14 protein-coding genes and 1 pseudogene are annotated in these 22,544 nt (G+C 65.2%); 14 read left to right on the top strand and 1 reads right to left on the bottom strand.

The features are described 5' to 3' along the window. Window positions 1–23: 23 nt before the first annotated feature. The 9 genes from gmk to CKW06_RS19045 all read left to right on the top strand — a co-directional run bounded on the left by gmk (window position 24) and on the right by CKW06_RS19045 (window position 10,748). Entirely contained in the window at window positions 24–689 is a 666-nt protein-coding gene (gene gmk, locus CKW06_RS19085) for a guanylate kinase (protein ID WP_024958153.1), read from the top strand. Window positions 690–799: 110 nt separating this feature from the next. Beyond that, a complete protein-coding gene (gene rpoZ, locus CKW06_RS19080; RefSeq protein ID WP_005410877.1) occupies window positions 800–1,099 on the top strand; it encodes a DNA-directed RNA polymerase subunit omega in 300 nt (99 codons plus the stop codon). A gap of 105 nt (window positions 1,100–1,204) precedes the next feature. Then, the gene (locus CKW06_RS19075; protein ID WP_005410876.1) at window positions 1,205–3,367 is read left to right on the top strand and encodes a RelA/SpoT family protein; all 2,163 of its coding nucleotides are present in this window, start codon (window positions 1,205–1,207) and stop codon (window positions 3,365–3,367) included. 183 nt (window positions 3,368–3,550) lie between these two features. Then, window positions 3,551–3,937, top strand: coding sequence for a RidA family protein (locus CKW06_RS19070; RefSeq protein ID WP_005410875.1), 387 nt, complete (start codon window positions 3,551–3,553; stop codon window positions 3,935–3,937). A gap of 67 nt (window positions 3,938–4,004) precedes the next feature. Continuing rightward, window positions 4,005–6,056: an ATP-dependent DNA helicase RecG gene (gene recG / locus CKW06_RS19065; RefSeq protein ID WP_219625269.1), complete on the top strand. Its 2,052-nt coding sequence runs from the start codon at window positions 4,005–4,007 to the stop codon at window positions 6,054–6,056. 392 nt (window positions 6,057–6,448) lie between these two features. Further along, window positions 6,449–7,387 (top strand): nucleoside hydrolase, encoded by a 939-nt coding sequence (locus CKW06_RS19060; protein ID WP_005410872.1) that lies wholly within the window; start codon window positions 6,449–6,451, stop codon window positions 7,385–7,387. An 88-nt stretch (window positions 7,388–7,475) separates the two neighbouring features. Continuing rightward, entirely contained in the window at window positions 7,476–7,718 is a 243-nt protein-coding gene (locus CKW06_RS19055) for a type B 50S ribosomal protein L31 (RefSeq protein WP_005410871.1), read from the top strand. 296 nt (window positions 7,719–8,014) lie between these two features. Further along, window positions 8,015–9,292, top strand: a complete 1,278-nt coding sequence (locus CKW06_RS19050; protein WP_005410870.1) for a citrate synthase — start codon at window positions 8,015–8,017, stop codon at window positions 9,290–9,292. Between the two features lie 436 nt (window positions 9,293–9,728). Further along, complete coding sequence (locus CKW06_RS19045) at window positions 9,729–10,748, top strand: hypothetical protein (protein WP_024958447.1); 1,020 nt, start codon at window positions 9,729–9,731, stop codon at window positions 10,746–10,748. Window positions 10,749–11,004: 256 nt separating this feature from the next. Here the strand turns inward: CKW06_RS19045 and CKW06_RS19040 are convergent. Next, a pseudogene (locus tag CKW06_RS19040) lies at window positions 11,005–11,948 on the bottom strand (IS481-like element ISStma1 family transposase). A gap of 346 nt (window positions 11,949–12,294) precedes the next feature. Here CKW06_RS19040 and CKW06_RS19035 point away from each other — a divergent pair. Genes CKW06_RS19035 through CKW06_RS24010 form a run of 5 tightly spaced genes read left to right on the top strand, consistent with a single transcriptional unit; the run spans window position 12,295 to window position 22,541 of the window. Continuing rightward, window positions 12,295–12,804: a CS1 type fimbrial major subunit gene (locus CKW06_RS19035; protein WP_038646421.1), complete on the top strand. Its 510-nt coding sequence runs from the start codon at window positions 12,295–12,297 to the stop codon at window positions 12,802–12,804. Between the two features lie 52 nt (window positions 12,805–12,856). Continuing rightward, a complete protein-coding gene (locus CKW06_RS19030; protein ID WP_038646424.1) occupies window positions 12,857–15,583 on the top strand; it encodes a TcfC E-set like domain-containing protein in 2,727 nt (908 codons plus the stop codon). Beyond that, a complete protein-coding gene (locus CKW06_RS19025) occupies window positions 15,580–16,713 on the top strand; it encodes a CfaE/CblD family pilus tip adhesin (protein WP_024958269.1) in 1,134 nt (377 codons plus the stop codon). The genes CKW06_RS19030 and CKW06_RS19025 overlap by 4 nt, the downstream gene beginning before the upstream one ends. An 18-nt stretch (window positions 16,714–16,731) precedes the next feature. Further along, window positions 16,732–17,439 carry a pilus assembly protein gene (locus CKW06_RS19020; protein WP_024958268.1) on the top strand — a complete coding sequence of 236 codons (708 nt, stop codon included), beginning with the start codon at window positions 16,732–16,734 and terminating at the stop codon, window positions 17,437–17,439. A gap of 59 nt (window positions 17,440–17,498) precedes the next feature. Beyond that, window positions 17,499–22,541, top strand: a complete 5,043-nt coding sequence (locus CKW06_RS24010; RefSeq protein WP_032964451.1) for an ESPR-type extended signal peptide-containing protein — start codon at window positions 17,499–17,501, stop codon at window positions 22,539–22,541. Window positions 22,542–22,544 lie beyond the last annotated feature (3 nt).

Genomic DNA, 22,544 nt, shown 5'->3' with positions numbered 1-22,544 from the left:
AATCAACCCGTTGGATCCCCCGCATGAGCGCCCCGTCGAAGCCGTCGGACGCCGTTGCGCGCGGCACGCTGTACATCGTTGCCGCCCCGTCCGGTGCCGGCAAGAGCAGCATCGTCAATGCCACCCTGGCGCGTGACCCGCAGATCGCCCTCTCGATCTCCTTCACCTCGCGCGCGATGCGCCCGGGTGAAGTGAACGGCCGGCACTACCATTTCGTCTCTGCGGAGAGGTTCGAGGAAATGATCGCCGCCGGCGACTTCTTCGAGCATGCCTGGGTGCACGGCGACTGGAAGGGCACCGCCCGGCAGTCGGTGGAGCCGCAGCTGGCCGCCGGCCAGGACGTGCTGCTGGAAATCGACTGGCAGGGCGCGCAGCAGGTGCGCCAGCTGGTGCCGGGCACGGTCACCGTGTTCATCCTGCCGCCGTCCAAGCAGGCCCTGCAGGACCGCATGCGCAAGCGCGGCCAGGACAGCGAGGCGGTCATCGCCCAGCGCCTGGGCGCGGCACGCGATGAAATGCTGCACTTCAACGAGTTCGACTACGTCATCGTCAACGAGGTGTTCGACACCGCCGTGGACGAGCTGTGCGCCATCTTCACCGCCAGCCGCCTGCGCCGGGAGGCCCAGAAGGTCCGCCACGCCGGCCTCATCCAGGCCCTGCTGACCCCCGATCCGGGTGCAACTGACTGATTCCAAAAGAATCGGGTGGGGGTTGGCTTGATTTTGTCCAGCCCCTGCCAGTACACTCCGTCCCCTTTCCCTCATTCGACTGAGCGGCCGACCGGTCGCCGGGAGCCCGTATGGCCCGCATCACCGTAGAAGATTGCCTGGAAGTCGTTAACAACCGTTTCGAACTGGTCATGATGGCTTCCAAGCGTGCCCGCCAGCTCGCCAACGGCGTGCAGGCCACGCTGGACAACAGCGAGACCGAGGACAAGCCGACCGTGCTGGCGCTGCGCGAAATCGCCGCCCGCAAGATCGACAACGCGCTGATCGACGAAGTCGAGAAGGCCGAGCGTGAGCGCGCCGAGCGCGAAGCGCTGGAGTGGGCTGCCGCCGAAGTGGTCGCCGACGAAGACATGTCCAAGAACGACGATTGATCGCATCGATCAACGTTATTGCTGGATCGCCGAACAGCCCGCCCCGTGCGGGCTGTTTCGCATTCAGGATTTGCCGTAAACGTCGCGCTGGAATAGGCTTCGGGCATGAACCCAGGCCCCACTGCCAAGGTCGCCGCAGCCCCCGCTGCCGCCGTACCCGACTACGTCCTCCAGCTTGAACGCGCCGCCCATTACCTGCCGCCGGAACAGCTGCCGCTGCTGCGCCGTGCCTGGGAAGTCGGTGCCTCCGCGCACGCTGGGCAGACGCGCAAGTCGGGCGAGCCCTATATCACCCATCCGGTGGCCGTGGCCCAGGTGCTGGCCGAGCTCGGCCTGGACGTGGAAGCGCTGATCGCCGCGATCCTGCACGACACCATCGAAGACACCCCACTCACCCGCGAGGCGCTGGCTGCCGAGTTCGGCGAAGCCGTGGCCGAACTGGTCGACGGCGTGACCAAGCTGGACAAGCTGAAGTTCCGCGACCGCCAGGAAGCGGCCGCCGAGAGCTTCCGCAAGATGCTGCTGGCGATGTCGCGCGACCTGCGCGTGATCATGATCAAGCTGGCCGACCGCCTGCACAACATGCGCACGCTGGGCGCGCAGAGCCGCGAAGCGCGCGGCCGCATCGCCCGCGAGACGCTGGAGATCTACGCGCCCATCGCCCAGCGCCTGGGCATGAGCCTGGTCAAGAGCGAGCTGCAGAACCTCGGCTTCAAGGCGCTCTACCCGTGGCGCCACGCCATCATTGAAAAACACATCCGCAGCCAGCCGGTGGTGCGCCGCGAGGCGATGGCGCAGGTGGAAGTGCAGCTGTCGCAGCGCCTGGCCAAGGAGGGGATCGAGCATCGGCTGATCAGCCGCATCAAGACCCCGTGGAGCATCTACAACAAGATGCGCGACGAGAACAAATCCTTCGACCAGGTGATGGACGTGTTCGGCTTCCGCCTGGTCGTGCGCAGCGTGCCCAGCTGTTACCACGCGCTGGGTTCGGTGCATGCCACCTTCAAACCGCTGGATGGCCGCTTCCGCGACTTCATCGCCATTCCCAAGGCCAACGGCTACCAGTCGCTGCACACCGTGCTGTTCGGGCCGTATGGCTCGCCGATCGAAGTGCAGATCCGTACCGAGGAAATGGACCTGATCGCCGAGCGCGGCGTGGCCGCGCACTGGACCTACAAGTTTGGTGGCGATTCGCCCAACAGCGCGCAGAGCCGTGCCCACGCCTGGATCGTCGAGCTGATCGACTCGCAGCGCGCTGCCGGCTCCTCGCTGGAGTTCCTCGACAACGTCAAGGTCGACCTGTTCCCGGACGAGGTCTACCTGTTCACGCCGAAGGGCAAGATCCTGGCCCTGCCGCGCAATTCCACCGCGCTCGATTTCGCCTACGCCGTGCATACCGATGTCGGCAACATGGCGGTGGCCTCGCGCGTGGACAAGAAACTGGTGCCACTGCGCACCAAGCTGGTGTCGGGGCAGTCGGTGGAGATCATCACCGCACGCTCGGCCACGCCGAAACCGCAGTGGCTGGAATTCGTGGTCACCAGCAAGGCGCGCACTGCCATCCGCCACCAGCTCAAGCAGCTGGAACACGAAGATGCCGTGCAGCTGGGCCACCGCATGCTCGACCGTGCGCTGGAGGCGATGGATTCATCGCTGGAACGGCTGCCGAAGGGGCGCCTGGATGCGTTCCTGGCCGAGCATCGTTTCCCGCGCCTGGAGGCGCTGCTGGCCGAGGTCGCGCTGGGCAACTGGATGCCGACCCAGGCCGCGCAGGCGCTGATGGCCTACGCCGAACTGCGTGGCGGCCCGCATTCGCGCCACCATTCGCAGGAAAAGATCCTGATCAACGGCAGCGAGCGCGGCGTGGTCACCTTCGCCGGCTGCTGCCAGCCGATTCCCGGTGACGAGATCATGGGCTACCACACCGCCGGCAAGGGCATCGTGGTGCACCGCATGGACTGCCCGAACCTGGCCGAGCTGCGCAAGTCGCCCGAGCGCTGGGTGCCGATCGGCTGGGACACTACCGTTTCCGGCGACTACGACACTTCGCTGGTGGTGGAAGTGGAGAACGGCACCGGCGTGCTGGCGCAGCTGGCCGCCGCCATCGCCCAGAGCCATTCCAACATCGAGCGCGTGGACTACCTGGACCGCGACTTCAACGCCGCCGTGCTGGCGTTCAACATCCAGGTACGCGACCGCAACCACCTGGCCGAAGTGATGCGCCGCCTGCGCCGCCTGTCGGTCGTGCAGTCGGTACGCCGCCAGTAGGTCCTGCGCGGACCCGGTAGTGCCGGCCGCTGGCCGGCAACTTCGCGGTGCTTCCGATGTTCATGAGGTTGCCGGCCAGCGGCCGGCACTACCGGAGCGGTGCGGTAGATCCACGCCATGCGTGGATGCACCCCCACCCGGTACAATCACCGCTCTGTTTTCCCCCAAGCACCGGAGCGACCCATGTCCCGCCAGATCATCAACACCGAAAAGGCCCCCGCCGCCATCGGCCCGTACTCGCAGGCCGTGCGCGCCGGCAACACTGTGTACTTCTCCGGCCAGATCCCGCTCGACCCGGCCACCGGCGACATCGTCGGCGCCGGCGACGTCGAAGCACAGGCCCGCCGCGCCTTCGACAACCTCAAGGCCGTGGCCGAAGCCGCTGGCGGCTCGCTGGACAAGGTCGTGCGTCTGGGCCTGTACCTGACCGATCTGGGCGAGTTCGCCAAGGTCAACGCGGTCATGCAGGACTACTTCCAGGCCCCGTACCCGGCCCGTTCCACCATCGAAGTCTCCGGCCTGCCCAAGGGCGCCAACTTCGAGGTCGACGCGGTGATGGTCATCGACTGACCGCCACGTGGCACGCAAGGCGGCGGTCACCCCGGTCCTGTCACCGTCCGGCGAAGCATCCCTGGCGATGCTCGCGGGCGTCGGTCCGGCCGTGGCCGCCAAACTGCAGGCGCGTGGCCTGGCCACCCTGCAGGATCTCTGGCTTCATCTGCCGCTGCGCTATGAAGACCGGACCCGGCTGACCCGCATTGAAGACCTGCGCAACGGCGTACCGGCGCAGGTGGAAGGGCGGGTGGTCGCGGTCGAGCGCGGCATGCGCTACCGGCCGATGCTGAAAGTGGCGGTGGAAGACGAAGGGCGGGGCACTTTGGTGCTGCGCTTCTTCCACTTCCGCCAGCAGCAGGTCGGCCAGTTCGCGGTCGGCAACCGGTTGCGCTGCTTCGGCACGCCCAAACCGGGCCAGCTCGGCCTGGAAATCGTCCACCCCAGCTACCAGGTGCTGGGCCGCAACGACGATCCCGAACTCGGCGACCGCCTCGACCCGGTGTATCCCACCGTCGAAGGCGTCGGTCCGATGACCATGCGCAAGCTGATCGGCCAGGCGCTGGACCGCCTGCCCGAGGAAAGCGCGCTGGAACTGCTGCCCAGCGGCTGGCTCGATGGCCTCGGGCTGCCGTCACTGCGCAGCGCGCTGCTGACCGTGCACCGGCCGCCACCAGATGCCGATCTGGCCGCGCTGGCCGCCGGCACCCACCCGGCGCAGCGTCGCCTGGCGATGGAAGAACTGCTGGCCCATCACCTCAGCCTGCGTCGCCAGCGCATTGCCTTGCAGGCACACCATGCGCCGCCGCTGGCCGGTCCTGGCAAGCTGGCCAAGGCGCTGCTGAAGCAGCTGCCGTTCGCGCTCACCGGCGCGCAGGCGCGCGTGTTCAAGCAGATCCGCGAAGACCTCGCGCGGCCCAGCCCGATGCTGCGGCTGGTGCAGGGCGATGTGGGCTCCGGCAAGACCGTGGTCGCCGCGCTGGCGGCGATGCTGGCGGTGGAGCAGGGCAAGCAGGTTGCATTGGCTGCGCCCACCGAACTGCTGGCCGAACAGCATCTCAACAACCTGCGCGGCTGGCTGGAACCGCTCGGTGTGCGCATCGCGTGGCTGGCCGGCAAGGTCACCGGCAAGGCGCGCGCCAAGGTGATGGAACAGGTCGCCAGCGGCGAAGCGCAGGTGGTGGTTGGTACCCACGCGCTGATGCAGGAGGCGGTGGTATTCCAGGATCTGGCGCTCGCCATCGTCGACGAGCAGCACCGCTTCGGCGTGCACCAGCGCTTGGCGCTGCGCGACAAGGGCGCAGGCGGCAACAGCGTGCCACACCAGCTGGTGATGACCGCCACGCCGATTCCGCGCACGCTGGCGATGTCCGAATACGCGGACCTGGATGTGTCGGCCATCGACGAACTGCCGCCGGGCCGTACCCCGGTGCAGACCGTCGCGCTCAACAATGATCGTCGTCCCGAGCTGATCGAGCGCATCGCACTGGCCTGCCAGGAAGGGCGGCAGGTGTACTGGGTGTGCACCCTCATCGAGGAAAGCGAAGAACTGGATGCCACCCCGGCGCAGGCCACCTACGAATCGCTGCAGGCGCTGTTGCCGGGCGTGCGCGTGGGGCTGGTGCATGGCCGTCTGAAAGCCGCCGAAAAGCTGGCGACGATGGTGGCGTTCAAGGCCGGCGACATCGACCTGCTGGTGGCGACCACGGTAATTGAAGTGGGCGTGGATGTGCCGAACGCCTCGCTGATGGTGATCGAGAACGCCGAGCGCCTGGGCCTGGCCCAGCTGCATCAGCTGCGCGGCCGCGTCGGCCGTGGTTCGGCGGTATCGCGCTGCGTGCTGTTGTACCAGGCTCCGCTTTCGCAGATGGCGCGCGAGCGCCTGCAGACCATGCGCGAAACCAACGATGGTTTCGTCATCGCCGAAAAGGATCTGGAACTGCGCGGCCCCGGCGAACTGCTGGGTACGCGGCAGACCGGCCTGGCCGGTTTCCGCATCGCCGACCTGGCCCGTGACGCCGGCCTGCTGCCCGGCGTGCATGACCTGGCCGAGCGCCTGCTGGACCAGCAACCCGCGCTGGCCGATCGTGTGGTGCAGCGCTGGATCGGCACCGCCGTGCGTTACGCCTCGGCGTAGCGCCACCTTGATGGGTGTGGACCTTGGTCCACGCATCCACGCATCCACGCGTGGGGTGGATCTACTCCATGTTCATCCACGCATTGCATGGATGTGTCGACCAAGGTCGACACCCACCAACAGCCGCGGAAATCTGTCGAAGGCGGGGTGGATCCGGTTGCGGGGGCGTGAGCCGCATGGATGCGGCGACCGAGCTTACATGGACGTACTTGCAGCGTCCCCCGCAACCGGACCCACCCCGCCAGCCCCCAGGAAACCCGCTTTTGCCGTTGCTCTGGCGTTTGCCGTTGATTCGGCGGGTGCAGGGCGCAGCCCTGCCGAACCCCAACCCCCGTACTTGCAACGGTCATCATCCCGGTCCACACTTCGTTGCCGATCTGAAGACGGCAACGATGACCCACAAGATCCCCCTGTTGATCGACACCGACCCCGGTGTGGACGACGCCCTGGCCCTGCTGATGGCCTTTGCCGACGAACGGCATGACGTGGTCGCCCTGACCATCGCCGCCGGCAATGTCGGCCTGCAGTACACCGTCCGCAACGCCCTCAAGCTCTGCGACATCGTCGGCCGCACCGACGTACCGGTGTTTGCCGGTAGCCCGGATCCGCTGCTGCATCCCTCCGTTGACGCTGCCCACGTGCATGGCCGTGACGGCTACGGCGACGTGGACCTGCCGCCGCCGAGCCGCCAGGCTGAAGCCGAACACGCCGCACTGGCCATCCTGCGCCTGTCGCACGAGCACGCCGGCGAACTGATGCTGGTGATGCTGGGCCCGCTGACCAACCTTGCCCTGGCACTGAAGCTGGACCCGACCCTGCCCGAGCGCATCAAGCGCATCGTGGTGATGGGCGGCGCGGTCACCTGCCACGGCAACATCACCCCGGCGGCCGAATTCAACATTGCGTTCGACCCGGAAGCGGCGCACGTGGTGTTCACCTCGTTCAAGCACCTGCTGGTGTCGGACTGGGAGGCCACCGTCGCCCATGGCCTGCCGCTGCAGGACGCCGAGAAGTGGCTGCAGGCCGATTCCGATCGCGCCCGCTTCTACGAACTGATCTCGCGCAAGACCCGTGGCCTGTCCGAAGACAGCAAGGGCGGGCGCTGGTACACCGCCGATGCGGTGGCCATGGCCTGGGCGCTGAACCCCGAAGGGCAGCTGCGGGTCGAGTCGCGCCCGCTGAACGTGGAGCTGAACGGCACGTTCAGCCGCGGCGCCACCATCGTCGATTGGAACCGCCAGACCGGCCAGCCGGACAACTGCGATCTGCTGATGGCCTACGACCAGCAGCGTTTCGAGGCCCTGGTGCGCCAGGCCCTGGGTGCGGACTGACGTCGATTGACCGGCACCGGTTGCCCCGGGCGGCAACCGGTGCTTATAATGCCGCTCTTGACCACCAGCCCATTTACGGTGTGAGCCCATGAAGGCCGATATCCATCCGAACTACCGCGACGTCGTCTTCCATGACGTCACCTCCGATTTCAAGATCCTGACCCGCTCGACCATGGCGACGAAGGAAACCATCCAGTGGGAAGACGGCAACGAATACCCGCTGGTCAAGGTTGAAATTTCCTCGGCTTCGCACCCGTTCTACACGGGCAAGCACAAGGTCATCGACACCTCGGGCCGTATCGACAAGTTCCAGAAGCGCTACGCGCGCTGATCTGTCGATCCAGCTTCGAACCAACGGCCGCGCTCTGCGCGGCCGTTTGTTTTTCCCCAACGCCAACCCAACGGGCGTTTGGATGGACGGAACACTGCGTTCGTGTAACAACGCTTTTGCCGATCCGGGCCGCTCAACGGCCGGTGTCTGGCTGCCTGTCGTATACGACTTCTGTCTAGCGCCGGGCAAATGCTGCTGTGCGATAATGATCTGATCCCCGGCACAGGCCGAGGACGTCATTCACGTGCCTGACCAATGCGCTTGGGCAGGCGCCTTCCCATGAAGGAGCGCACACAGTGTCCGATCTTGATCAGGTCACGCTCAACGCCGGCGACAAGTCGGTCGTTCTGCCCGTCATCAAACCCACCCTTGGCAACGACTGCGTCGACATCGCGAAGCTGACCAAGGAAACGGGGTTCTTCACCTACGATTCCGGCTTCACCGCGACGGCCAGCTGCAAGTCCGCCATCACCTACATCGACGGCGACAAGGGCGTGCTGCTGTACCGTGGCTACCCGATCGAACAGCTGTCGGAAAAGTCGAGCTACGTCGAAGTGGCCTACCTGCTGATCAACGGCGAGCGCCCGAGCGCCGAGCAGCTGAAGGCCTTCACCGATGAGCTGACCGCCGAAGCCAACGTCGATGAGTCGATCAACACCCTGATCGGCAGCTTCGCCAAGGATGCCCATCCGATGGCCATCCTGGCCGCTGCAATCGCGCAGCTGTCGGCCATCTACCACGACTCGCTGGACCTGTCCGACGCCGAACAGCGCCGCCAGGCCGCCGTGCGCCTGATCGCCAAGGTGCCGACCCTGTCGGCGCTGATCTACCGCCACGGCAAGGGCCTGCCGGCCAACAAGCCGGACACCTCGCTGGACTACGTCAGCCGCTTCCTGAAGCAGACCTTCGAGTCGGCTGACGGCCAGTACGATCTGAACCCGGACGTGGTGAAGGCGCTGGACCTGCTGTTCATCCTGCACGCCGACCACGAGCAGAACGCCTCGACCTCGACGGTGCGTCTGGTCGGTTCGACCGGTGCCAACCCGTACGCGTCGGTTGCTGCGGGTGTCACCGCGCTGTGGGGTCCGGCCCACGGTGGTGCCAACGAAGCCGTGCTGAAGATGCTGGAAGAAATCGGCAGCGCCGACAACGTCGAGTCCGCCGTGGTCAAGGCCAAGGACAAGACCTCCGGCTTCCGCCTGATGGGCTTCGGCCACCGCGTCTACAAGAACTTCGACCCGCGCGCCAAGGTCATCGGCGAGATGACCAGCAAGGTGCTCAAGCAGCTGGGCGTGCAGGATCCGCTGCTGGACGTGGCCGTGAAGCTGGAACAGGCCGCCCTGCAGGACGAGTACTTCGTCGCCCGCAAGCTGTACCCGAACGTCGATTTCTACAGCGGCATCATCTACAAGGCGCTGCAGATCCCGACCGAAATGTTCACCGTCATGTTCGCCCTGGGCCGTACCTCCGGCTGGGTCTCGCATTGGCTGGAACAGCAGGTTGATCCGGAAATGAAGATCGGCCGTCCGCGCCAGGTCTACACCGGCAGCGACGTGCGCGACTACCAGGGCTGATCGCCCCGCGTGAGTTGTGAGAAGAACGCCCCGCATCCGCGGGGCGTTTTTTTTGGAGCGGACCTGGTAGGTGCGGACCGTTGGTCCGCACGATTTCGGCGCCCGCGAAAAATCATCCACGCATGGCGCGGATCTACCGCCGCACCCGCCTTCGGTAGGTGCCAACCTTGGTTGGCACGCTTTCCCATCCACGCATGGCGCGGATCTACCGCCGCACCCGCCTTCGGTAGGTGCCAACCTTGGTTGGCACGCTCTCCCATCCACGCATGGCGCGGATCTACCGCGTTCCCGCTTCTGGTAGGTGCCAACCTTGGTTGGCACGCGCTTCATCGCGCCAAGACCGCGTGATTCAAGGGTCTCGCCAGCTTCACAAGCGCTCGCGCAGCCTCAGGACGCCAGCTGCATCCGCAGCGCCTGAAATGGAGCGTCTATCCCGATGAGTACCCGATTCGACCCACCCGAGCGCGGACCGCTCGGCCCTGACGTCGCCGCCGTCGTCACCGCCCCGATCGTCGCCCCTCCCAGCGAAAGCGCCGTTTCCTGGGGCGCGATCTTCGCTGGCGCCACCGCTGCCGCTGCACTCTCCCTCATCCTGCTGATCCTCGGTGTTGGCCTCGGCCTGTCGTCGGTGTCGCCATGGTCGTTCGAAGGCGTCAGCAAAGAGACCTTCGGTTGGTCCAGCATCATCTGGCTCACCTTCACCGCATTGGCCGCGTCCGGCCTGGGTGGCTATCTGGCGGGCCGCCTGCGTACCAAGTGGACGCAGATCCATGGCGATGAAACCTATTTCCGCGATACCGCGCATGGCTTCGTGTCTTGGGCGGTGGCCACGCTGCTGACCGCGGGCTTGCTCACATCGGCCATCGGTGGCGTGCTGGGCGCCGGCGCAAAGGTGGCGGGTGCCGCCGCAGGCGCTGCCGCATCCACGGCCGGCGTTGCCGCAGCGGGCGCGGGCAGCACTGCTGCGGCGGCCCCGGAAGGCGACCTCAACTACTGGGTGGATTCACTGTTCCGCAGCACGACCAGCGCAGGGCCGATTGATCCTGCAGCGCCGCCGCCGGGTGCACCGATGGATCCGAATGCCGCCCCGCCGCCGCGCCCGATGCCGGGTATCGGCACGATGGGCGACCGCCGCGAAGTGCGTGCCGAAGTGAACCGCATCATCGTCAACAGCCTGCAGGGAGACGGCCTGGACCCGGCCGACACCCAGTACCTGTCGCAGCTGATCGCGCGCGAAACCGGCATGAGCCCGGCCGAAGCGCAGGCGCGCGTGACCGATGTGCAGACGCGCATGCGTGCGGCGCTGGAAAAGGCCAGGAACACCGCCAAGCAGGCCGCCGACGATGCCCGAAAGGCGACCGCCTATGCCGCGTTGTGGCTGTTCATCACCCTGCTGATCGGTGCGTTCTTCGCCAGCCTCAGCGCCACCTGGGGCGGTCGCCGACGCGACCTGTAACCCGCCTTCCACGCAAGGAGACCTGCAATGAAAATGATTCTGCTCTGGTTGTTGGGCGTACCGATTCCGCTGCTGATCCTGTACGCGATCTTCTTCTGATCGTGCGCCAACACGATGTGTCATCAGGCCGCCGAAAGGCGGCCTGATGCCATCCAGCAGATCCACGCCATGCGGGGATGACCCGTTGTAGAGTCGAGCCGTACTCGACTCACGCGCGCAGCGGGTGTGTTTCGCGCAGTGTTGGAAGAGCAGTCGACTAACTGTGTAAACCCACCACGTTGTTCAGCAGGACTCTGGAAATAGGTGGCTGGCCACCGATCCCCATGTGAGGGCGGTGCCAGTTGTAGTGGTGCAGCCATTGGGTCAGCACGGAATTGCGCTGGTCCGAGGAGGCGTATTCGCGGGCGTAGGCCCATTCGCGCAGGCTGGTTTGGATGAAGCGCTCGGCTTTGCCATTGGTCCGCGGCGTGTAGGGCTTGGTTCTGATGTGCTTGATGCCAAGGGATTTGAGCAGTTTGGCAAAGGCGGTGGAGCGATAGCAGGCACCGTTGTCGGTCAGGATCCGCTTGAAGGTGATTCCCAGGCTGGCGTAGTACTGCAGAGCGCCCAGCAGCGCCTGGCAGGCGGTTTCGGCCTGTTCGTTGGGGTGGACGCTGCTGAAGGCGACCCGGGAGTGATCGTCGATGGCCACGTGGACGTAGCCCCAGCCACCGCCAGCGGCGTTTCCCCGACGTTTGGCATCGGTTCTGTGCCCTGGCCGCTGGAAGTTGCCCAGCTTCTTGATGTCCAGGTGCAGCAGCCCTCCGGGCTGATCGTATTCGTATCGGATGACCTCCTTGGGCGGTTCAAGCCGACACAGCCGATTGAGGCCGTGGGCACGCATCAGCCTTGAAATCGTACTGTGGCCGACCCCCAGCGCCTTGGAGATGGTCAGGTAGGTCTGCCGTTTACGGCGTGCTCCTTGATTTGCTCGATTACCGGAGCAGGTGTGGCATGCGGCGTCTGGTGAGGCCGTGAGCTGCGGTTTTCCAGCCCCGGTGCCCCGAACTGGCGGAATCGGGCCAGCCATTTGTAGGCCGTACGCACACTTACGCCGCATGCTTGGGCTGCTTCCTCTGGGCGCAGGCCCTCGTGGAGGATGCGGCGAATAAGAAGTGCTCGACTATGGACGGTCAAACGGGCATTTTTATGGTGGTTCATCCGGGCTCTTTGGGGTCTGGAGAGGTGTGGTAACCACCATTTTCCAAAGATGTCCCGGATGAACAACGTACAGAGAGATCACAACTAACAGTCGACTCTACAAACCCAAGGCAATGAGGTTTATTGCATTCAAGCAGTGAGGGAGTTTGCATAACCCTCAAACATTGAGCGTCTTCAAGAATTCTTCTTAACCTCCCGCGTTTTAGGAATGCTTGAATGGCCTGCATGGCAGCGCATTTCTAACATTCTCTCCGTCGCCCGCAACCACCTCTGCGGGCGGCGCCTCCCTCCCTTTCTCCTTAGGGGAGGGGGGCTTTCATATTCCCCCTGTCCGAGAGAGACACCCATGCACGCCATTCTCAAGAAGGCCGCGCTCGCTGCAGCGCTGGCCACTGCTTCGCTGTCCGCGCACGCGCTGGAAACCAAGATCACCGTCTACGCCGACGTCGACCCGACCCTGGCACTGCTGCGCGATGACGGCACGCCGCTGCCGGACGCCGTCACCCTGACCCACGATCCGCTGCGCGGTCTGATCCCGGACACCCAGCGCGTCCGCATTCACTCCAACGATGAAACCGCCGATATCGAGGCACGCATCGACGGTGCATTCGTCCTGGCCAACGAGACCGGCGCCGTCACCGTGCCGATGACCATCAGCCTCAACAACCGCGCACTGAGCGCCACTGCCATCGAGTACAAGGCGGCCGATCTGTTCACCGGTGCCGGCTCTACCCCGGGCGCCTCGATTTCGATGCCGTTGACCATTGCCCAGACCACGCCGACGCCGATTGCCACCAAGGGCCGCTACGCCGGCATCGTCAACGTCGTGTTGAACCAGAAGGCCACCACGCCGTAATCCCCGCGCCGGCCCGCACGCCGGGCCGGCCGCTTCTCCAGCGGTACCCCCCATGACCCCACACGCCCCCGCCGTCACCCGGCTGGCGGTCGCGCTCGCCCTGGCAATGGTTGCTCCCCTGGTGGCGGCCCGCGGCGTGCCCGCCGGTTTCGAAGATCTGGTCGATGGCCAGACCGAACAACTCGACATCCAGCTGTTTGGCCGCTCGGCCGGGCTGTCACCGGTGCGCGTGACCCTGGAGCACGTGCAGCTGGAAGATCCTGCACGCGTGCTGCAGGTGCTGGACCTGCCTGCCGAAGCACAGGCAGCGTTGCTACCGGCGTTGTCGCAGCCGCTGCCGCGCAATAGCCACCTGGCCTGCCGCTTCGGCGGCGCCACGGCCGGTTGCGGCTATCTTGACCCGCCGGAGGACCCCGCCGCCGTACGCGCGCTGTACGACGAAGGCGAGGGCGCGGTGCGCCTGTTCGTGGCGCGGCAGTGGATTCCCGGTGAGCCGGCGGCTGAGCGTTACCACAAGGTCACGGCCAATGCCGAGAACGCCTTCCTGCACCAGCAGACGCTCAACGTCAGCGGCGGTCGCGACTACCAGACGCTGTCCGCGCGCGGCGTGGGCACGCTGGGCCTGTTCGACCGCGGTCATCTGTCCGCCGAGTGGTACTACACCCAGCAACGCTACCGCAGCCGAAGCGACGACGACTTCCAGTTCGACAACGTCTATTACCGCCATGACCTGGGGCCGGCGCACTACCTGCAGGCCGGTCGCATGGACCGCCGCAACCTGTCCAGTCCGCAGGGCGGCACCTTCAGTTTCAGCATGCTGCCGCTGGACCGCTTCCAGGGCGCGCGCGTGGGCACCACCCAGGCCTATGTGGACACCGATGCCGCCGTTCAGGCCTCGCCGCTGACGGTGCTGCTGGCACGCGACGCCCGCGTCGATGTGTTCGACGGCGAGCGGCTGTTGCAGACCTTCTACCTGCAGGCCGGCATCAACCAGATCGACACCCGCAATTTCCCGTTCGGCAACTACCTGGTACGCATGCGCATCTACGAAGACGGCGTGCTGGTGCGCACCGAGGAAGCGCCCTTCGACAAGGGCGGTGACTGGAGCAACAGCCAGTGGCAGTGGTTCGTGCAGGGCGGCCGCCGCAACGAGCGACGCAGCGATCGTTTCGATGGTGAGTCGGTTGCGGTGGCGGGTGTGCGCGTGCCGCTGGGTCGTGACGCCGCCCTTACCGCCGGTGCCGCTAACCTGGGTGGCCACAGCTACGGCGAGCTGCGCCTGGACCTGCGCCGCGTGCTGGCCACCCAGGAAATGCGCGCCACCTTCAGCGGCATGCGGGGCAGCGACGGCAGCCATGGCCAGCAGCACCAGCTGTCGTACCGGCGCAAGGCGTCGTGGAATCTCTACCAGCAGCGCATGCGCGGCAAGGCCTGTCAGTTCGAGGCCGACGCGCGCGACCAGCTGGGCTGCACAAATTCGCTCAGCGGCTCGATGTCGACGCCCGTAGCGGGTGGCAGCGCCTACCTGGGCTACACCCGGCGCCAGACCTGGCGCGCCGGCTGGCATCGGCCTGGATTCGACCAGGACCCGTTCTTCGGGCTCGATCCGCTGCTGCCGCCCGGCCCGCTGGAACCGCGCCGCGAGCCCGTGCTCAGCCGCACCTGGCAGGCCAGCTTCAGCCGCAGCCATCGCTGGCAGGACTTCAGCGTGTCCACGCGCGTGGGCCTGTGGCAGCAGCACAGCACCGACAGCGTGCGCGGCAGCAACGAGCGTGACCGTGGCATCTACTTCAACCTCAGCCTGACCCGCCTGCAGCGCAGCCATGCCAGCAGCGGCCAGCGCCGCTATGCGGTGGACGTGCGCCAGCCGCAGCATCAGCGCCCGGCCATCGACTACAGCGTGGGCCAGAGCCTGCGCCAGGAACGGGATACGCACTATCGGGAGCTGAACGCCGAACTGCGCGCCAACAACAACGATCGCTACAGCGCATCGCTGAGTGGCCAGCTGCAGAATGGCATTGGCAACACCAGTGCCGCCATCGCGCGCTACCAGCAGCGCGGCCGCAGTGAGCCAGGTTACAGCGGCGCCCACAGCTCCGGTTTCGCACTTGGCCGCCGGGGTTTCTACTGGAGCGGTGCCAACGGCGCCGACGCCGGCCTGGCCGTACAGGTGGACGGCTCTGACGACATCGACCTGCGTGGCGTAGCCGCCGAACTGCAGGTGGGCGGCCTGCGCCGGCAGCGGCTGCAGATCGGCGAGCGCCGCCTGCTGCCATTGCCGTCGTACCAGTCGCATCGTGCTGAAGTGCAGGACGCCAGCACGCTGGACAGCATCGCCGCCATCCGCGTGCGCGGCGTGGGCGGTGCGCGGCCGATGTTCCTCACCCCCGGCAAGCTGATGCGCATCCCCGTGCCGATCGAAGTGACCTACACGTTCATCGGCAGTGCCAAGGATCTTGCCGGTGCGCCGCTGGGTGGCGCCCGCATCCTCAATGCGCCGGTGCCGGGCACCAGCGCCAACGGCAGCTTCGTTGCCGATTTCCCACGTCGCGAAACAACGCTGTACCTGCTGCAGGACGACCGCCTGCTGCACTGCCCGCTGCAGGTGCGCGAGCGCCGGCAGGTGGTGTTGCTGGTCGGCGCCGTGCACTGCGAGCCGCTGGCCGTGGCCCAGCTGCCAGCAGAAAATCGCCAGCAGGCGCGCGTGACCCGCCTGCTGCAGGAACGCGCGTTGATTGCCGCCACGCCCCAGACCGCTGCCGCAGGAGGTACGCCATGAACCGGCGTTGGATGTGTGTGTTGATGCTGGTGTGTGCGCTGATGCTGGTGATGCCACGGGCGTGGGCGCAGTGGCCGCCGGAGACGCATCCGACGGATCAGAGCAGGGACATCGTGATGAGCTGGGACCGCTCGGCGGTGCCGGGCGATGTGGAGCTGTGGGCGCCGCGGACGGTGCTGGGATTCAGTCACGATCTGGCGATGAAGTATGGGCAGATCCATGTGGTTTGTGGGTCTGCTTCTGATAGTGAATTTGGGAAATGCGCCGTAGATGGTGAGCCGGAAGCGTCAGTTGGCGTAAGTAACGTTGCGCTGCTGTTCGTAGATCAGAGAACGGGATTGCGTATTGAACTTCAGGCGCAGGGGTATCTGCAGAGAGTCATGTCGGATTGGGTCTGCTTCACTGATTACTGGGACCTGTCCAGAAGACGTCTGAATGCGTCCTACTGGTTCAAGTGCGATTCGAGTGAGCCAGCTGGTACCGGTGCCAATCTTGAGCTTCCCTCTGGCGAACTCTCCAAGCTCGTCGCCGGCAATTGGAAGGCCACGATGCGCCTGAACATCAAAGCTGATCCCGCCGCACCACCGGTCGCCACGGCCACCTTCAACTTCGATTTCACCGTCACCGACTACGACGCGATCTCGATCTACTTCCCAGGCTTCGACGGCGTTGCCCCCCTGGTCAACATGGACCTGCGCTACGACCCCATCCGCAAGGTCGTCGCCGGGCGCAAGGAAGTGGACATGTGCCTCTACGACGGCGTGGGTTCACAGAGCGAATTCCTGGGTGTGACCGTGCGCGACAGTGGACCACGCCCACCTCCCGGGCGGGACTTCGCGGTCTGGCATCGCGATGGTGGCAGCGATGACACCCAGCGTCTGGACTACCAGGTTGGCCTGAAATACGGCGGAAACCTGCTGGCCATGAAGCACGGCGAGGAACAACTGCTGCGCGGCATCGACAGCGCACAGCTGCGGCTGGTGATGCTGCCGGGCATCAGTCAACCCGTGTACTGCGTGCCCACGCCGCTGACGCTGGAAACGCCCCCTACACCCATCGCCAGCCAGCGCCCCGGTCTTTACGAAGGCGAGCTGACGGTAGAGCTGCGCGTGCCGACCGCCAAACCCTGATCCCCACGGAGGCCCATCATGAAGAAGCTGCTGTTCTGTCTGCTGCCGCTGAGCGCACTGCTGGCCCCGCCAGCGCAGGCCAATCTGTCCATCCATCCAATGCGTGCAGCGGTGGATGCCAAGCACGGCACGCAGATCCGCGTGTATTCGCAATCCACCCAGCCGCAGTACGTGCAGGCGCGTCTGCTGCGTATCAACAACCCGGCGCAGGTGGGTGAGGAAGAAATTGAAGTGGACGCCGCCGATGCGGCGATTGCCATCACGCCGGGCAAGTTCGCACTCAGCGGGGGTGGCAATCGCCTGATCCGGGTGATTCCGCTGCAGACCGTCGAAAAGGAGGCGGCGTACCGCATCTACTTCGAAGGTGTGAGAGGCCCGGATGAAACGCCTCTTGAGGAAGACGAGCAGGCTGCACAGGCCAATGTAGGCGTCAGCCTGGTCTGGGGCGCGCTGGTGAACGTGGTGCCCGCCAAGGGCAGCGTGGATCTGCGATTGCAGGGCGACACCCTGCGCAATACCGGCACGCTGCGTGTCGGCATTACCGGTGCGTCCGAGTGCAATGCCCGTGGCGTGTGCACACCGCTTGAGTTGTCGACGAGCCTCTATCCCGACGCCGCGCTGACCCTGCCGGTCCAGCTCCAGCCCGGCAGCACCCTGCAACTGCAATACCGCCTGTCAAGTGACGGCTATCGCGATCACGTAACGACCCTGGCGCCGAGCGCCTGACCTTCATTGCCCCGCCCACGTGCGGGGCTTCATTTCCCTTGTCCTGTTAAGGAGAACGCATGAATCACGTCTATCGTCGTATCTGGAGTCACGCCAAGCAGTGCTGGGTGGTCGGCAGTGAATTGACCGCGCGCCGCCGCATGGCCTCGTCGGCATCGGCCACAAGCGTGGGCGGCGTCTGTGCGCTTGCGCTTGCCATCGGTCTGCTGCTGCCAGAAAGCGCTCGAGCCGATGCGGATTACTTCGCCCGCTGCGAGGTGGGGAGCTACAACCTTCATTCCTGCCTGCCAATGATTGGCGCCGCCGATTCCTATGTGGCAGCCTCGGGAGTGTGGGGAAAAAAGCGCTATATCGCGATGGGTAATGGTGCCTACGTTGGCGGCTCGGAAAGCACGGTGTTTGGCATTGAAGCCAAGTCCTACGGCGATCGCTCAGCGTCATTTGGCTACCGTGCAATCAACAACAAGGGCTACAGCGTCGCGCTGGGCGCGTTCGCGACGACTAATGGCATTGGCGGAATGGCGATCGGAAACGACGCAACGTCCACCTATAACGACGCCATAGCCATTGGCAGTGGTGCCTCCGCGGGACGCACCGGCTATTCGGGAGCGATTGCGCTGGGTGGAAGTGCGCATGCGGATTACCACGGCGTGGCAATCGGCCACAGGGCGGTGGTCTCTGCCGCAGACTCCGTCGCGCTCGGCCCCAACTCGGAAGCAACCGAACAAGGGGTCGTTGCGGTTGGAAGCAGCAGGAACAGGCGCCGCATCGTCAATGTGGCTGACGGGCGCTTGAATGCCACGAGCACGGATGCCGTTACTGGGAAACAGTTGTTCGCGACTCATACACTGGCTGAATCCGCCAGCAATCGGGTGGATGCGGCGGCGCTGGCGCTTGGCAAAGGGGCAGTGGCAGAGTCGGATGTTTCCTATGGGGCGAATACATCGCTGGGCAATAGCGCCAAGAGCTACAACGGGGCGAGCGTTGCGCTCGGCGACGACGCACGCGCAGGCGTAGATGTATCAGGAAACAAGGTCAATGGCAGGACAGGAGGGGTCTCGGTCGGGTCCGGTACCCGGAGTGCGCATGGCGCCGTGGCCATGGGACACAAGGCAGTTGCAGGGGGAAACTTCTCCGTTGCAATCGGCTCCGATGCCGTCGCCAATGAGGAATTGAGCACCGCCTTCGGAAAGAGCAGTATCGCGGGCGCCCAGCAGACCACGGCCTTGGGACGAGGCACGCAGGCCACGGCGAAGTTCGCTACCGCAGTGGGTAATCTAGCCAGGGCAACGGGCATCAGTTCGCTGGCCCTTGGAAACAGCGCACATGCTGGGCATGAGGACGCCGTCGCGATTGGCGCCGGTTCGGTAACCGCTTCGACCAGCTCCGTATCGGTCGGTAGCGCCAGCAGGAAGCGGAAGATCCAGTACGTTGCTGATGGTGTAGTGGCTTCAGGCAGCGCCGATGCCGTCACCGGCAACCAGTTGTTCCAGACCAATACCCGGCTCTCGGCCGTGGAGAAGACCGCAGGCGATGTCACGGGCGAACTGGCCGCGGTCAAGTCAATCGCTCAGGCTGCGACGAGCCGCATCGATGCGACGACCTTGGCGTTGGGCAGAGGTGCCACCGCAGAGAACGGCAGCTTCGGCATCAGCACCGCACTCGGCAACAACGCCAAAGCGTACAACGGTCGCAGCGTAGCGCTGGGCGACGACGCGCGCGCTGGTGTGGATGCGGACGGTAACAAGGCGGCCAACCAGAATGCGGGCGTCTCGGTCGGCGCCGGAACCCGTAGCGCCAACGGGGCCGTTGCAACCGGCTTCCGTGCAAACGCAAGCGGCAACTTCTCTATTGCTGTGGGCGGCGACGCCAAGGCCGAGGCCGAGCACGGTACGGCGGTTGGTTATCTGAGCAAAGCCAGCGCCAGCCAAGCCACCGCACTGGGGCGTGGCAGCGAGGCGACGGCGCAGTTCGCCAGCGCGTTGGGCAATCTGGCCAAGGCTACGAACACCAGCTCCGTGGCATTGGGTGACCGCGCCCAGGCCTCTCATGAGAACGCTGTTGCGCTGGGTGCAGGTGCAGTGACCGCCTCGGCCAATTCAGTATCGGTTGGCAGCGCCAGCCGGAAGCGGAAGATCCAGTATATCGCCGATGGCGCGGTGGGAGCCGGCAGTACCGATGCCGTCACCGGCAACCAGCTTCATGCCACCAACCAAGCGGTTACCAAGGCCCAGACAGCCGCTGACGCAGCGACGACGACTGCCAACGCCGCAAAGGCGGAATCGGGCAAGGCGCTGGCCGAGGCGGTGGCGCTGGGGGGCCTGGTTAACCAGACCGCTGTCAATGGCAACGTTCGCATTGGCGAGAAGAACAGCGGCACCGTGCTCGATGTGCGTAACAGCGCGAACGCGAATCGGAAGCTGACCGGCGTGGCCGATGGTGCGGTTGGCACCAGCAGCTATGACGCCGTCAACGGCAGGCAGCTCAACGCCACCAATGACACGGTGGCGGCGGTGGAGGGTGTGGCCAGGTCTGCGGGCGCAGATGCTGCCGTGGCGAAGACGGATGCGGCCAAGGCGTTGGTCGAAACAGCGGCGCTGGGCGGGCTTGTGGCCCAGGTGTCTGCGTCTGGTGATGTGCGTTTGGGGGGGAAGAACAGCGGTTCGACGTTGGACGTGCGCAACAGCGCCAATGCCAATCGGAAGATCAGTGGTGTGGCGGATGGATTGGTGAGCGCCAGCAGTGCTGAGGCTGTGTCCGGAAAACAACTGTATTCAACCAATACACGGATTTCAGTTCTGGAAGATGCAAGTCAGTTCCTAAGCATTGGCGTCGCACCCACTAGCGAACGCGCCGATGCTGGAATGGCGGGGGTTGCTGTAGGCAACTCAGCCAAAACCGGCAGCGATGGGGGAACTGCGGTGGGAACTCTGGCAAAGGCCCTCGGTAGAAACTCTGTGGCCATTGGTCGCGCTTCAGTTGTGCATGAGAATTCCGATAGTGGATTTGCACTAGGTGCTGGAGCGGAGGTTGGCATTGCTAGTGGCGGCGCGCGGGGAGGTGTTGCTATCGGTGCCGGAGCAAAGGTAGGCAGCGGAGCGAATGGTTCGCTTGCGATTGGCGAAGGCTCTCAGGCGAATGAGGCTGGAGTTGCATCATTTGGAAGTGCAACTGCTTATCGCCGGCTGGTGAACGTCGCCCGAGGGACCGCCGACCACAACGCCACCACCGTCTCCCAGCTCAAGGATTCCCTCGCTACCCTCGGGGGCGGAGCAAGCATGGACGCAAGCGGCAACATCACCGCCCCGACCTACACGGTGCAGGGTGGATCGCAGAACACCGTCGAGGATGCACTGATGGCACTCGATGGCGCTGTCATCACCGCAGTCCACCGTGCGGACAAGGTGGAAGGCCAGCTGAGTTCGATCTTCCAGGATTCACCTTCCGCCCGTGCCGATGGCATGAACCAGATCGCGCTGAATGGCGTGAATGGCATGGTGCTGACCAACCTGGCCGACGGACGCGTGGCGCCAGGAAGCCGTGAAGCCGTAACTGGCAGTCAGTTGCACGCCGCCGAGCAGAAGATCTCGCAGAATCGGAATGATCTGGAGGCGATGCGCAAGGAGCGGGAGATGGGCGAGCAGGCAATGCGTGGATTGGAAGGGAGCGGTCCGATCGACTTCGGCGGTGCGCGTTTGACTGGTGTGGCCGACGGTTCAGTTTCTGCGGATAGTCACGATGTGGTTACCGGTCGCCAGTTGTTTGGCGTCAGTGATCGGGTATCCAAGATTGAGCATCAGGGCCGCTTCCTCAAGATCGACACGGATCAGCTGAGCGAAGATGCCTTCGCAGGCTTCTTGGGCGTTGCAATTGGTGACTCGGCTCGCACGCAGGAAGAGGGAGGGATTGCGCTGGGCGCATACTCCTCGGCATTAGGTATGAATTCAGTCGCGCTTGGTCGTGGGGCTGGAGTCTCGAGTAAGGCATCGAATGCGTTTGCGATGGGTGCCGGCTCCCAAGTGTATGCGGCCAGTGGAATAGCGCTTGGAGCAGCGGCAATAGTCGAAGCATCGGCGAAGGGTTCGCTGGCACTAGGGGTTGGCTCAGCTGCAAATGAGGTCAATACCGCGTCCTTTGGGAACGCTACGACCAAGCGCCGTCTCGTAAACATCGCCAACGGCACCGCCAACCACAACGCTGCCACCGTCGGCCAGCTGCGCGGCGCGCTCTCCGCTCTGGGAAGCGAAGTCGATGCCAACGGCAACATCGTCGGCCCCCGCTTCAACGTACAGGGCCAGTCCCAATCCACACTCAATGGCGCATTGGAAGCGCTCGACGGTGGAGTCGTCAGCACCACCTCGCGGGTGAACCAGGTCGAATCCCAGCTCCGCTCCGTGTTCCAGGAGACCCCCTCGGTCCGCGCAGACGGCGCCCAGCAGCTCACCCTGGCCGGCGCCAACGGCATGGTCATCTCCAACGTGGCCAACGGCCTGATCGCGGCCGGCAGCCGCGATGCCGTCAACGGTGGCCAGCTGCATTCGATGCAGCAGCAGCTCAATGGCCGCATGGATGGGCTGGAGCAGCGCATTGACGATCAGCCGCAGGCCCGCGCCATGGCCGCAGCGTCCACGCCTTCGCCATCCACCGAAGAGATCGCGCCGACGCCGGAAACCAGCGGTTCTCCGCAGATTGCCTCAACCGGTGAAGGTGACAAGCCCACGCCGCAGCCGAAGTCGAAGCAGGACGACACCCCCAAGCCGCAGGTTGATACCGCCGACCTGGAAAAGATGCTGGCCCGTGCCAACGAGTACACCGATGGTGCAATCAGCACCTTCGAGCGTCGCCTGGACAAGATGGACAAGCGCTTCAACCGCATGGCGGCGATGAGCAGCGCGCAGAGTGCGATGGCGATGAACACCGCCGGCCTGGCCACCTACAACCGCCTGGGTGCGGGCGTGGGCTACAGCGAGGGTGAGTCGGCGATGGCGGTGGGTTACCAGCGTGTGCTGAACGAGAAGGGTTCGGCCACCTTCAGCCTCAATGGTGCGTTCACCAACAGCGGTGAGCGCAGCATGGGCGTCGGTGTGGGCATCGGCTGGTAAGCC

The sequence above is a fragment of the Stenotrophomonas maltophilia genome, from assembly GCF_900186865.1.
Classification (GTDB): domain Bacteria; phylum Pseudomonadota; class Gammaproteobacteria; order Xanthomonadales; family Xanthomonadaceae; genus Stenotrophomonas; species Stenotrophomonas maltophilia.
The sequence above is the reverse complement of the archived record's forward strand: the minus strand, read 5'-3'. Positions and strand labels throughout refer to the sequence as shown.